Source organism: Streptomyces sp. TLI_105, assembly GCF_900105415.1.
In the GTDB taxonomy this organism is placed as follows: domain Bacteria; phylum Actinomycetota; class Actinomycetes; order Streptomycetales; family Streptomycetaceae; genus Streptomyces.
Genome location: NZ_FNSM01000001.1, coordinates 4,497,188 through 4,510,641, shown reverse-complemented (window position 1 = coordinate 4,510,641; position 13,454 = coordinate 4,497,188). Strand labels below are relative to the sequence as shown.

Genomic DNA, 13,454 nt, shown 5'->3' with positions numbered 1-13,454 from the left:
TGGAGCTGGCTGCCGAAGCGGGGGTGGAGCTAGCTCCACCCCCGCGGGGCCTCAGCGCCGTCGACGCGGGCCCTCGTCCTCGTCCTCGTGCGGGCCGAACAGCTCGTCCGCGAGGGTCGGCAGATCGTCGAGCGGGGTCTCCTCCGCCCAGTCGGAGCGGCGGCGCGGTCGGCCGTTCTCGTCGAGCTGGGGCAGCTCCCGGGTCCGGTCGTCGGCCCCGTGCGGCTCGTCCCGCTCGTCCCGCTCGTCGCGGAAGATGCCCGGCGGCACCCGGTCGGCGGGCCCGGACGCCCTGGCGTCCCGTACGGGAGGCAGCACGGCGGTCTCGTCGGCGGCCCGCGGGTCCCGGATCTGCGGCAACACGGCCGTCTCGTCAGCGGCCCTGGCGTCCCGTACGGGGGGCAGCACGGCGGTCTCGTCGGCGGCCCGCGGGTCCCGGATCTGCGGCAGGACGGCGGTCTCCGCCTCCGGCCGCTCGGCCGTCTCCGACCGCCCGGCCGTCTCCGGCTTCACGATCGGCGTCTCCACGGTGACCTCGTCCGGCGAGACGGTCGGCGCGTCCGGCTTCACGATCGGGGTCGGCACGGTGACCTCGCTCGCCGACACTTCGGCGGTCCGAGCCGAGCGGGCCTCACGAGCGGCCCGCTCCGCCGCGGCCGTCCGCTCGGCGGCGGCCTTCTCCGCGGCCTCCCGCTCACGGGCGGCCTTCGCTGCCTCGGCCCGTTCGGCGGCGGCCAGCTCCGCCGCGGCGCGCTCGGCGGCCGCCCGCTCCGCCGCCGCCTTGGCCGCGGCCTCGGCGGCGAGCTTCTCCGCCGCGGCCTTCGCCGCCGCCTCCTCCACGGCCTTCGCGGCCGCGGCGGCCTCGGCCGTCCGGCGGGCCTCCTCGGCGCGCAGCAGGGCCTCCTCGGCCTTGCGCTGCTTCTCCAGGCGGCGCTCCTCGGCCTCCTTGCGGAGCCGGGCCTCCTCCTCGGCCTCCTTGCGGAGCCGCTCCTGTTCCTCCTGGCGGGCCTTCTCCTCCGCGGCGAGACGCCGGCGCTCCTCCTCGGCGGCGAGCCTGGCCTCCTCGGCCTTGCGGCGGGCCTCCTCCGCCTGTCGTTCGGCCTCCAGGCGGCGCGCCTCCTCCTCCTCGCGCCGCTTGCGCTCCTCCTCCTCGGCGCGGAGCTTGGCGAGCTGCTCCTGCCGCTCGCGCTCCAGGCGCTCCTCCTCGGCCTTGCGGGCGGCCTCTTCCTCCGCCAGGCGCCGGGCCTCTTCCTCGGCCTTGCGGCGGGCCTCCTCCGCGGCCTTCACCTCGGCCTCGGAGAGCGGCAGCATCCGGTCGAGCCGGTGGCGTACGACGGTGGTGACGGCCTCGGGCTCCTGCCCGGCGTCGACGACGAGGTAGCGGCCGGGGTCGGCGGCCGCGAGGGCCAGGAAACCGGCCCGTACGCGCGCGTGGAACTCCGGCGGCTCGGACTCGAGTCGGTCGGGCGCCTCGGTGAACCGTTCCCTCGCGGTCTCCGGGGAGACGTCGAGGACCACCGTCAGGTGCGGCACGAGACCGTCGGTCGCCCAGCGCGAGATGCGGGCGATCTCGGTCGGGGACAGGTCGCGGCCCGCGCCCTGGTAGGCCACGGACGAGTCGATGTACCGGTCGGAGAGGACGACCGCGCCCCGCTCCAGGGCCGGCCGGACCAGGGAGTCGACGTGCTCGGCGCGGTCGGCCGCGTACAGCAGGGCCTCGGCCCGGTTCGAGAGCCCCGCCGACGACACGTCGAGGAGGATCGAGCGGAGCCGCTTGCCGATCGGCGTGGCACCCGGCTCGCGGGTGACGACGACCTCGTGGCCCTTGGCGCGGATCCACTCGGCGAGCGCCTGGACCTGCGTGGACTTCCCGGCGCCGTCGCCGCCCTCCAGGGCGATGAAGAAACCGGTCGGGGAGGGCGCCTGGACCGGGTCGGAGCCGCGCAGCGCGTCGCGCAGGTCGCGGCGGAGCGGGACGCCCGCCCGGTCGTCGGTCTTCGCGAGGACCAGGGCGGCGACCGGAAGCAGCAGGGCGCCGACGAGGGCGAGCGTGAAGGCGGCGCCGCCGTGCGCGAAGACGAACTCCCCGGAGGCGAGCCGGTGCGGCCCGATCGCGGCGGCGAGCAGCGGGGCGGCGAGCGCGCCGAGGCCCATGGCGACGCGGGCGGTGGCCTGGAGGTGCTCGGTGGTCCGGGCCCGCCGGGGCTCCTCGGTCTCCTGGTCGATCAGGGTGTGGCCGGTGTTGGCGGCCACCCCGGCCGCGTACCCGGCGAGGACGGCGAGGAACAGCACGGTCGCCGTGTCCGGGACCAGGCCCATCGCGATCAGGGCGACGCCGGTGACGGTGATGGCGAGGGCCAGCAGCCGGCGGCGGGACAGGACCGGCAGGACGGAGCCCGCGGTGCGGATGCCGACGGCGGTGGCGCCGCTGAGCGCCAGGATCAGGAGGGCGTACGTGACGGGCCCGCCGCCCAGGTCGTACGCGTGGAGCACGGCGAGGGACGCGGCCGCGGCGATCGCCCCGGCGACGGTGGCGGAGGCGAGGACGAGCAGCGGCAGGACGCCGGTGCGGCCCTTCCCCTCGCCCTCGGCCTTCCGGGCCGGGCGGCGCAGGCCCTCCAGGGGCGAGCGGGGCCGGGGCGTCTCCCCGCCGGGCAGCGCCATCGCGTACAGGACGGTGACGGAGGCGGCGAACAGTCCGGCGGAGACGTACGAGCCGAGGGCCGCCTGGTGCAGCGTGAACCAGTCGATCCCGGCGCCGAGCAGGTTCCCGACGAGGGTGGCGACGAGCAGCACGGCGGCCGCGGCGGGGACGGCGAGGAAGCCGGTCCGCTGGGACAGCCTGCGCAGCGCGCCGAGGTGGTCGGGCAGCGGCCGTACGGCGGCGCCCTCCAGGGGCGGGGCGGGCAGCAGCGCGGGCGCGGCGCCCTCGCGGCCCACGGTCCAGAGCCGCTCGGCGGCGCCGATGACGAAGACGGTGCCGAGCAGGTACCAGAGGGCGCTGTCGGGGACCCAGTCGATCCACAGCGGAGCGATGACGAGCAGCGCGATCCGCACCCCGTCGGCGCCGATCATGGTCCAGCGCCGGTCGAGCGGACCGCCGGGCCCGGTGAGCGCGGTCAGCGGCCCGAGGAGGACGGCCCCGAAGAGGACCGAGGCCAGCAGGCGGGCGCCGACGACGGCGGCCACGGCGAACGCGGCCCCCCGGTAGCCGCCCCCGAGCGCGCCCTCGGCCACGGCCGCCTGATAGCCGAGGAGGACGAGGACGAGGAGGGCGAGGGCGTCACCGGTACTGCCGACCAGGTGGGCGCTCCACAGCCTGCGCAGCGGCTGATGGCGCAAGAGGGCGCGTACGGCGCGCTCCCGGGAATCCGCGACGAGTGCGGCGTCGGAATCGCCCAGGCGGTCTGGCTGCTCTGCTCGCGTCATCCGTCCACCCTATCCGGACGGCCTTGCTCCCCGCGGCCCGCGCCCGAACAAACGTGGGGGGCCGGAAACACCGCCCCCCACCCGACGGACGAAGAGGGCGGGAGCACCGCTCCCGCCCTCCCGCGCACCCCTTCGGGGACTACTCCGGCTTGGCCGCCGCCGTCTTCTTGGCAGTGGTCGTCTTCTTCGCCGTCGTGGTCTTCGCGGCCGTCTTCTTGGCGGCGGTGGTCTTCTTCGCCGCCGTCTTCGTGGCCGTCTTCTTCGCCGCGGTCTTCTTCGCCGGGGCCTTCTTGGCGGCCTTCTTCGCCGGGGCCTTGGCCCGCTTCTCGGCGAGCAGCTCGTAGCCGCGCTCCGGCGTGATCGTCTCCACGCTGTCGCCGGTGCGCAGGGTGGCGTTGGTCTCGCCGTCCGTCACGTACGGGCCGAACCGCCCGTCCTTGACGACCACGGGCTTCTCGCTGACCGGGTCGGTGCCCAGCTCCTTCAGCGGCGGCTTGGCGGCGGCCCGGCCCCGCTGCTTCGGCTGGGCGTAGATCGCGAGCGCCTCTTCGAGGGTGATCGTGAAGAGCTGCTCCTCGTCGGTGAGCGACCGCGAGTCCGTGCCCTTCTTCAGGTACGGGCCGTAGCGGCCGTTCTGCGCGGTGATCTCGACGCCCTCGGCGTCCGCGCCGACGACCCGCGGGAGGGACATCAGCCGGAGCGCGTCCTCCAGGGTGACGGTGTCCAGGGACATCGACTTGAAGAGGGAGGCCGTGCGCGGCTTCACCGCGTTCTTGCCGGTCTTCGGGGTGCCCTCGGGCAGGATCTCCGTCACGTACGGGCCGTAGCGGCCGTCCTTGGCGACGATCTGGTGGCCGCTGACCGGGTCGGTGCCCAGCTCGAAGTCGCCGCTCGGCTTGGCGAGCAGCTCCTCGGCGAGCTCGACGGTCAGCTCGTCGGGCGCGAGATCGTCGGGCACGTCGGCCCGCTGGTGGCCTTCCTGCTCCTTCTCGCCGCGCTCGACGTACGGGCCGTAGCGGCCGACGCGGAGCACGATGCCGTTGCCGACGGGGAAGGAGGAGATCTCGCGCGCGTCGATCGCGCCGAGGTCGGTGACGAGCTCCTTGAGGCCGCCGAGGTGGTCGCCGTCGCCGTTCCCGGCGTCCGCCGCCCCGCCCGTGCCGCCGGACTCGCCCCCGCCGAAGTAGAAGCGCTTCAGCCACGGCACGGACTGGGCCTCGCCGCGCGCGATGCGGTCGAGGTCGTCCTCCATCCTGGCGGTGAAGTCGTAGTCGACGAGCCGCCCGAAGTGCTTCTCCAGGAGGTTGACGACGGCGAAGCTCAGGAAGGACGGGACGAGCGCCGTGCCCTTCTTGAAGACGTAGCCGCGGTCGAGGATGGTGCCGATGATCGAGGCGTACGTCGACGGGCGGCCGATCTCGCGCTCTTCCAGCTCCTTGACCAGCGAGGCCTCGGTGTAGCGGGCCGGCGGCTTGGTCGCGTGGCCGTCCGCCGTGATCTCCTCGGCGGTCAGCGCGTCGCCCTCGGCGACCTGCGGCAGGCGCCGCTCGCGGTCGTCGAGCTCCGCGTTCGGGTCGTCGGCCCCCTCCACGTACGCCTTCATGAAGCCGTGGAAGGTGATCGTCTTGCCGGAGGCGCTGAACTCGGCGTCCCGGCCGTCGGCGGCGGTGCCGCCGATCTTCACGGTGACCGAGTTCCCGGTCGCGTCCTTCATCTGGGAGGCGACGGTCCGCTTCCAGATCAGCTCGTACAGCTTGAACTGGTCGCCGGTGAGGCCGGTCTCCGCGGGAGTGCGGAAACGATCACCCGAAGGCCGGATCGCCTCGTGCGCCTCCTGCGCGTTCTTCACCTTGCCCGCGTAGACGCGCGGCTTCTCCGGCAGGTAGTCGGCGCCGTACAGCTGCGTGACCTGCGCCCGGGCCGCCGCCACGGCGGTGTCGGAGAGGATCGTGGAGTCCGTACGCATGTAGGTGATGAAGCCGTTCTCGTACAGCTTCTGCGCCACCTGCATGGTCGCCTTCGCACCGAAGCCCAGCTTGCGGCTCGCCTCCTGCTGGAGGGTGGTGGTCCGGAAGGGGGCGTACGGCGAGCGGCGGTACGGCTTCGACTCGACCGAGCGCACCGAGAACGCCGTGTCGGCGAGCGCGGCGGCCAGCGCCCGCGCCTTCTCCTCGTCCAGGTGGAGCACGTTCGCGGTCTTCAGCTGCCCGTCGGCGCCGAAGTCACGGCCCTGCGCGACACGCCTGCCGTCGACCGTCGCGAGGCGCGCGACCAGCGAGGACGGGTCGGAGGCGTCACCGGTGCGACCGGTGCCGAAGGTTCCGGTGAGGTCCCAGTACTCGGCGGAGCGGAAGGCGATGCGCTCGCGCTCCCGCTCGACGACGAGACGGGTGGCGACGGACTGCACGCGGCCGGCGGACAGCCGCGGCATGACCTTCTTCCACAGGACCGGCGAGACCTCGTAGCCGTACAGCCGGTCGAGGATGCGGCGGGTCTCCTGGGCGTCGACCATGCGCTGGTTCAGCTCGCGCGGGTTGGCGACGGCCTCCCGGATCGCGTCCTTGGTGATCTCGTGGAAGACCATCCGGTGGACCGGGACCTTGGGCTTCAGGACTTCCTGGAGGTGCCACGCGATGGCCTCGCCCTCGCGGTCCTCATCGGTGGCGAGGAAGAGTTCGTCGGACTCCGCGAGGAGCTCCTTGAGCTTCCTGACCTGCGCCTTCTTGTCGGCGTTGACGACATAGATGGGCTGGAAGTCGTGCTCGACGTCGACTCCGAGGCGGCGCACCTCGCCGGTGTACTTCTCCGGCACCTCGGCGGCGCCGGAGGGGAGGTCGCGGATGTGCCCGACGCTCGCCTCGACGACGTAGCCGGGGCCGAGGTAGCCCTTGATCGTCTTCGCCTTGGCAGGCGACTCGACGATGACGAGTCGGCGGCCGCCGTGTGCGGTCTCGCTGGTCGGGGACAACTTCGCTCTTCTCTCCGGATCGACACTCTCTGGCACGTACGACACTGGCACGCACGGCAGCGCACGGACGGTGACGCTCCCGTCGCTGCGGAGTGTGACGGTACAACCCGCCCCCGTGTCAAACGGCGAAAGCCCGCAACGGCCACTCGAACGGTAACCCGAGTCCTGGCATTCCTGCCGCCCGGACTCCCGGTCGGGCGGGGCGGGGGACATCTCGGAGAGATCACAAACAAACCGGGAGCTGAACCCGAACCGGATCCGGAGCCGGGTTCCGCACGGGGTGCGGAGCCGGGTTCGGGGCCGGGTCCGAAGCCGGGTTCAGAGCCGGCCGAAGCACCAGACGCCGAGGAGGAGGAGGGCGGCGCCGGCGAGGCTCGTCAGCGCGACGGCGGTGCGCGGGGGAACCCCGTACGCCACGGGCTCACGGTGCAGCGCCCGCACGGTGGTCCACAGCAGCAGCGCGCCTCCGAACAGCGTGAACGCCGCCCCCGCGAAGATCGCCGGCCCGCTCTCCATGCCCGTACCCCGTTCCGTCCACGTGCGGTGTTCGCCTCTCGCGGCCGAGGCTGACAGCCCTGGGCATCGAGGGCGCGAACTCCGGGTGAACGGAGCGGGCCGGGCCCGCACGGGTTCACGAAGATGGCCGGTAGTGATCCGCCGCCGGGGCCCCTCCCCCACCCCGCCCCTCCCCCCTTTTCTCTCCCGTTTCTCTCCCGCCGTGTGACATCCCTCGTCACATGCCGTGTGACATCCCTCGTCACATCACGTCGAGCGTGGCCCGGCGTCGGCTCCCCCGCTCGAAGACGGCGAGGAGGACGACGGCGAGCAGCGCCCACCCGGCGCCGACCCCGAGCTCGGCCCCGAGCAGGCGACCGTCCAGGCCGGCGCCGGCGGTCAGCCCGCGCGCCGCGTCCGCCGCGTGCGTGAGCGGCAGCAACTCGCCGGCGGCCCGCATCCACTCCGGCAGCGTCTCCCGGGGCACGGCGGCGCCGGTCAGGAGCAGCAGCACGGAACTGGCCACGTTCGACACCAGGAACACGTCACGGAAGCGCAGCCCGAGCGCCCCGAGCGCGAGCCCGAAGGCCGAGCAGGCTCCCGCCGCGACGAGCAGCACCAGACCGAGCCCGGGCAGCGCCCCGGCGGGCACGGGCAGCCCGAGGACGAGGGTGGCGGCGGTGAGCACGAAGGCGCTGACGAGCAGCCCGTTGAGGACGTACGGGAGGGCTCGCCCGATCCACAGCGGGACCCTGTGGCGGGGGGAGAGCAGGACGGCCCCGAGGGTGCCGTACCGGCGCTCGTTGGAGACGGCCATCGTGCCGCCGTACACGCAGGAGGCGGAAGCTGCGAGGACGGCGTTGCCCACGAGGTGGAAACGATCGTCGGCGACACCCAGTTCCCTGCCCAGGAAGACGAAGAAGAAAACCTGGAGAAGCGGTCCGACCAGCAGCGTTCCGATGAACATCGGCGGGGTCGTCCAGTTGAACAGGGCGCGGTACGAGATCGCCCCGCCGACCACGAGCAGCCGGGAGGAGGCGTGGAAGCGGAAGCCGAGGAGTCGGCACCGGAAGCGGAACATCCGACGGGGCCTTTCAGGCGAGGGCGAGGGTGGCGGCGGCACGGGCCCGGCGCTCCACGCGCCCGAGGACGAGGACGGCGGCGAGGGCGTATCCGGCGCCGAGCGCGGCGGCGGTGAGCATCGGTGTGATCACGTCACCGCCGGAGGTCGCCGCGTGCACGGCCCGCGCGCCCCAGGTCGTGGGCAGCGCCCAGGAGATCGGACGGGTCCAGGCGGGCAGCACGGTGACGGGCACGAGCAGCCCGGACAGCAGCCAGACGGGCGTGTCGAGCGGGTTGGCGAGGGCGTTGGCGTTGCGGAGCAGGACGAAGGTGGCGGCGAGCAGCAGCCCCGTCATGCCGAGGGCGAGGACACACACCGGGACGGCCACGAGGAAGAGCAGCGGGTGCGCGAAGTCGAGCGGCACGTCGAAGAGCAGCACGCCCCACAGGACGGTCGCGCCCATCGCGTACGTGCCGATGACGGCGGTCGCGAGGGTGATGGGGAGGAGCACGAGCGCGAGCGGCGTGGGTGCGACGACCAGGGTCTCCAGGGTGCCGAGCCAGCGCTGGTTCTGCACCGCGCCGCCCGAGCCGAAGAGGACCGAGCCCCAGATGCCCATGAGTCCGGCCCCGACGGAGGCGGTGAGCAGCCGGTCCGGGTCGCCGGCGGCGCGGAACAGGTAGACGGCGAGGGTCGCGTAGACGAGCGGGACGAGGACGGCGAAGGTGATCTCGATCGGGGAGCGCGACATGTACGAGACGTGGGTGCGCACCCCGACGAGGACCAGTCGTGGGAGGCGCGTCATACGGCCGCCCCCTCGGCTTCGGTCCCGAGGCCGGCCGTCTCCTCCACGATCGCGATGTAGGCGTCCTCCAGGGACGGTTCGCGGCTCGTGACCCTGCCGATCCGTACCCCGTCGAGGGCGGCGAGGACGGGTCCGTGCAGGTCGGAGGCGCCGCGTCCGGTCTGCACGGTGACCGTCTGCAGGGCTCCCCGGTCCTCCGTCGACACGCCCCGCACGCCCGGCACGCGCCGTACCCGGTCGAGCCGCTCCTCGTCCACGCCGTACGCCTCGATCTCCAGCACGTCCCGGTCCCGTACGAGGGACTTGAGGCTGTCGGGGGTGCCGAGGGCGCGGATGCGGCCGCCCGCGATGACGGCGATCCGGTCGCAGAGCTCGTCGGCCTCGGCCATGTAGTGGGTGGTGAGGAGGACGGTGGTGCCGGCGGCGGCCAGGTCGGCGACCGTGCGGCGCAGGTCGCGGGCGGCGACGGGGTCGACGCCTATGGACGGTTCGTCGAGGAAGAGGACGTCGGGACGGTGGAGCAGCCCGCGGGCGATGTGGAGGCGCTGGCGCATGCCGCGCGAGTACCCCTCGACGCGTTCCCGCTCCCGGCCCAGCAGGCCGACGAGGTCGAGGAGTTCGGCGATGCGCCGCTTCTGCTCGCGCGCCGGGACGCCGTACAGCTCGGCGAAGTAGCGGAGGTTGTCGAGGGCGGAGAGCCGGTCGTACAGGCCCCGGTCGCCGCCGAAGACGTATCCGATCCTGCGGCGTACGGCGACGGGGTCGCGGGCCACGTCGTGGCCGAACACCCGGGCCGTGCCGGAGGTCGGCAGCAGCAGGGTGTTGAGCATCTTGATGGTGGTGGTCTTGCCGGCGCCGTTGGGCCCGAGCAGGCCGAACAGCTCCCCCGGCGCCACCTCGAAGGTGACTCCGCGCACGGCCTCGGTCTCGGTCCGCCGGGACCTCGGCCACCCGGTCCGGCTGGTGTAGGTGCGGCGCAGTGCGTCCGCCTCGATTGCGAGCATGCGCCGGACGGTAGGGGCCGGCGGAAGGACCGGGCCATCGATTCGGAAGGCCCCGAATCGTCGGCCACGGCGGTGAGTCCTCGGGTCGGGCCACGGCCCCGAGTCCTCGGGTCGCGGCCCTGAACCGTCAGGTCGCGGCCCCGAATCGTCAGGCCACGGCGGTGAGGACGTCCTCTCCGGCGAGCAGCGCGAGCAGTGAACGGCCCGTGTCCGTCAGCTGGTAGTACACGGAGCGCCCGACGCGGTGGCGGGTCACGACGCCGGCCTCCGCGAGCACCGACAGGTGCTCGGAGACCGTGCTGGGTGCCAGACCGAGCCGGTCGGCGAGCCCGGCGGTGGTCAGGGGCCCGCCCAGTTCGCGCAGGACCGCCGCCCGGCCCCGGCCGAGCATCAGCCCGAGCCGGTCCTCGGCGACGGGCTCTGCCGGTTCGCGCAGGGCGGCGGCGCCCCGGGCCTGGAAGCTGAGCGCGAAGACCTCGGGGTCGTCCGTGGAGTAGAGCCGGCAGCCCTCCGCGAAGACCAGCGGCACGAGGACGAGGCGGCGCTCGCCTGGCGCGTACTCCGCCTCGATGTGCTTGGTCAGTTCGAGTACGGGCGGCTGCCAGCGCGCCCGTGTCTCCAGGCCCGCGAACAGCGCGTCGACGCCCTCCGTGGCGAACGTCCTGGCCCGGACGAGCACTTCGTCCTCGACGAGCCGGCGCATCGTCGGCCAGTACGGCTCGATCGCGCCCTCCCAGTAGGCGGCGTACGCGTCGGCGAGCGCCGCGCAGGCGGCCTCCGGGTCCTTCAGATACGGCTGCAGGAAGGGCGCGTCGGCCATGCCGGGGTAGCAGACGGCCGCCTGGGCGCGGACGAACTCCGGGTCAGTGGCCCGCAGCGCGGCGAGCTCCTCGTGGACGTGGACCGTGCCGAAGGGCCGGGGCAGCAGGAAGTCGGAGACCTCGTGCCGTTCTCGGACGAACAGCTCCCACAGCGGGCGGAGCCGGTCGTCCTCGCGCCACACCTCGCGCGCCTGCCCGACCCATTCCTGGTACGGCCAGGAGGGGTGCCGGTGGGGCTGCGCGAGGTGCATCGAGCAGAACGCGTCGCGCAGCGGGCTGATGGCGATCCGGGTCGCCCCGAGCGAGGCCTCGTCCAGCTCGATCCGTATCAAGCACCGCTCCCTTCGGTCACGGGCAGCAGGGAGTCGGGGATCAGGAAGCCCTCCTCGACGAGCAGCCGGATCGCCTGCGGGGTGCGGTCCCGCAGCATGACCGGGTCCTCGCCCATCAGCTGTCCGATCGCGTCGAGGATGCGGCCGGCGCTGAGCGTGCCGTCGCACACGCCGGCGAACCCGGCGCCGACGTGGTCGACCTTGGTGGCCCGGCGCATGCCGCGGTTCTGCCGGAGCACCACGTGCTCCGGGTCCTCGGCGCCCGGCAGCCCGACCTGCTCCTGCACCACCTCGGGCGCGAGCGTGAACCGGTCGGCGAGGAGCGCGGCGTCGTCATGGGCGCGCAGGTAGTCCTGGCGCTCGAAGTGGGCGCGGACGGTGGGGCCGAGGGGCTGCTCGACGGGGTGCGGCCACTCCTCGATGACGATCGAGGGCTCGACCGCGCCGGAGACCACGGCCCCGTTGCGCCGGATCGTGATCCAGCCGAAGCCGACCGCGCGGGTCTTGCTCGCCTCGAACTCGTCGAGCCAGCGGTCGTACGCCGCCCGGTAGGCGTCCGGGTCGCCGCGGTGGTCGCCGCTGTCGCGCAGCCACAGCTCCGTGTACTGGGTGATGTCCTGGACCTCGCGCTGCACGATCCAGGCGTCGCAGCCGCGCGGCACCCAGGACCGCAGCCGCTCCTGCCACTCCTCGCCCTCGACGTGCTGCCAGTTGGCGAGGAACTGGGCGTATCCGCCGTCGTTGAGCCGCTCCCCGGCCTGCTGCACGAGCGTGCGGCACAGGTCGTCGCCACTCATCCCGCCGTCCCGGTAGGTGAGCCCGGCGCCGGGGGAGATCACGAACGGCGGGTTGGAGACGATCAGGTCGTACGTGTGGCCGTCGACGGGCTCGAAGAGCGAGCCGGTCCGCAGCTCGGCCTCCGGGGCCCCGGAGAGGGCGAGGGTGAGCCGGGTGAACTCCAGGGCGCGCGGGTTGAGGTCGGTGGCAGTGACCAGGGTGGCGTGCTGGGCGGCGTGCAGCGCCTGGATGCCGGAGCCGGTGCCGAGGTCGAGCGCGGAGGAGACCGGCGTACGGACCGTGATGCCGGCGAGGGTGGTGGAGGCGCCGCCGACGCCGAGGACGACTGCTGCGTCTGCCTGGCGGCCGTTCTTCCCGCTGCCACCGGCGCCCCCGACGGCGCAGCCCAGGTCGGAGACGATGAACCAGTCCTCGCCGTCCGGTCCGCCGTAGGGCCGGACGTCGACCGTGGCGAGCACGGTGTCGTCCTCGCGGACCGCCCAGCCGTCGGCGAGGGCCTCGTCGAGCGGGAGCGCGGCGGCGGCCCGGTCGGCCGTGACGGGCTCCTGGAGCAGGAAGAGCCGGACGAGGGTCTCCAGCGGGGAGTCGCCGCGGGTGGCGCGCAGGGCGGGCACGGTCTCGCTGCGGGCGAGCGCCGCGTAGGCCGGGGCGCCGAGCAGGTCGAGCAGTCCGTCGGCGGTGAAGTCGGCGGCGAGCAGCGCCTCGCGCAGACGGGCGGCGTGCGCGGGCACCGGGAGGCGGGGAGGCAGGCTGGTCGTACTCACCGCTCCATTGTGACGGCCCCCACCGACATCCGGGCGGCCGACCCGGCGGTGTGCGGCCGATCGCCGCGGGCGCCGGGCCGACCGGCCCTCGGTTCTCCTACTCGCTCTTGCCGACCGTGGACTTCTTGGTCGGCTTGGCGGTCGCCTTCTTGGTCGGGTTCGTGGCGCCCGAGTCCGAGTCGGAGTCGGAGTCCGAGTCGGAGGTGGCTCCGGAGTCGGAGGTGGCTCCGGCGTTCGGGGAGGCGGAGGACTTCGGCGGGACCGAGGCCGTGGGCTTCTGGCAGCCGGGCTGCTTGGCCATCGCCTGGCCCAGCTCGCCGTCCTCCAGCTTGGACAGGGCGTTCTGGTCCATCTTCTCGATCTTGGTCAGGCCGTCGGCGACGCCCTGGAGACCGTCCGCGAACTTCTGCTGGTTCGTCGGGTCCAGCGCGTCGACCTGCTTCTTGAGCCCCTCGTAGGCCACGGCGGTGTCGTTGAGCTCCTTGATCGCGTCCTTCTGGATCTTCTCGCCGTTCTCGACGGGCGGGGCTCCGGCGGTCTGGACGGCCTTGGCGAGGGCCCGGTCGGCGTTCGCGATGTCCTGGAACGCCTTCGAGTCGGCGGCCTGGATCTCGGCCGGCTTGCTGTCGGCAGCGGTCGAGATGATGATCTGGTGGGCGTCGGCCCTCTTCTGGATCTGGGGCTTGGCCTGGTCGCAGAACGTCTTCGCCCAGTCACCCACCTTGTCGCCCTTGTCGTCGCTGCAACCGGCCAGCGCGAGCACCAGTACCGCGCCGCCGGACAGTGCGGCCGCAAGCTTCTTGTTCAACGGATCGGTCCCTTCCAAGGCTCTCGGCCCCGGAACATACACGCCGAACGGGCTACTTCCACTTTTCGTACGACTGATTCGTCCCACATTGCAGCCTTTTGACCCAAGGGATAAGCCTCCCGCCCCTCCCGGAAACCGCCGGTAATGAGACGGACGCCACTGATGCG

General features: G+C 73.4%; 9 protein-coding genes. All 9 read right to left on the bottom strand.

The window, feature by feature from the left end:
• Positions 1-51 precede the first annotated feature (51 nt).
• The 9 genes from tmk to BLW86_RS20620 all read right to left on the bottom strand — a co-directional run bounded on the left by tmk (position 52) and on the right by BLW86_RS20620 (position 13,287).
• Positions 52-3,429 carry a dTMP kinase gene (tmk, locus tag BLW86_RS20660; RefSeq protein ID WP_093875401.1) on the bottom strand — a complete coding sequence of 1,126 codons (3,378 nt, stop codon included), beginning with the start codon at positions 3,427-3,429 and terminating at the stop codon, positions 52-54.
• A gap of 139 nt (positions 3,430-3,568) precedes the next feature.
• Entirely contained in the window at positions 3,569-6,397 is a 2,829-nt protein-coding gene (topA, locus tag BLW86_RS20655; protein WP_093875400.1) for a type I DNA topoisomerase, read from the bottom strand.
• A 318-nt stretch (positions 6,398-6,715) separates the two neighbouring features.
• Positions 6,716-6,913, bottom strand: a complete 198-nt coding sequence (locus tag BLW86_RS20650; protein ID WP_093875399.1) for a hypothetical protein — start codon at positions 6,911-6,913, stop codon at positions 6,716-6,718.
• 241 nt (positions 6,914-7,154) lie between these two features.
• Positions 7,155-7,973, bottom strand: coding sequence for an ABC transporter permease (locus BLW86_RS20645; RefSeq protein ID WP_093875398.1), 819 nt, complete (start codon positions 7,971-7,973; stop codon positions 7,155-7,157).
• Between the two features lie 13 nt (positions 7,974-7,986).
• Positions 7,987-8,760, bottom strand: coding sequence for an ABC transporter permease (locus BLW86_RS20640; protein ID WP_093875397.1), 774 nt, complete (start codon positions 8,758-8,760; stop codon positions 7,987-7,989).
• Positions 8,757-9,764, bottom strand: a complete 1,008-nt coding sequence (locus tag BLW86_RS20635; protein WP_093875396.1) for an ABC transporter ATP-binding protein — start codon at positions 9,762-9,764, stop codon at positions 8,757-8,759. The genes BLW86_RS20640 and BLW86_RS20635 overlap by 4 nt, the downstream gene beginning before the upstream one ends.
• 148 nt (positions 9,765-9,912) lie before the next feature.
• Positions 9,913-10,917 (bottom strand): ArsR/SmtB family transcription factor, encoded by a 1,005-nt coding sequence (locus BLW86_RS20630; RefSeq protein WP_093875395.1) that lies wholly within the window; start codon positions 10,915-10,917, stop codon positions 9,913-9,915.
• Positions 10,914-12,479: a N5-glutamine methyltransferase family protein gene (locus BLW86_RS20625; protein WP_093875394.1), complete on the bottom strand. Its 1,566-nt coding sequence runs from the start codon at positions 12,477-12,479 to the stop codon at positions 10,914-10,916. Before BLW86_RS20625 ends, BLW86_RS20630 begins: the two co-directional genes overlap by 4 nt.
• A 97-nt stretch (positions 12,480-12,576) precedes the next feature.
• Positions 12,577-13,287 (bottom strand): small secreted protein, encoded by a 711-nt coding sequence (locus BLW86_RS20620; protein WP_256341376.1) that lies wholly within the window; start codon positions 13,285-13,287, stop codon positions 12,577-12,579.
• Positions 13,288-13,454: the final 167 nt, after the last annotated feature.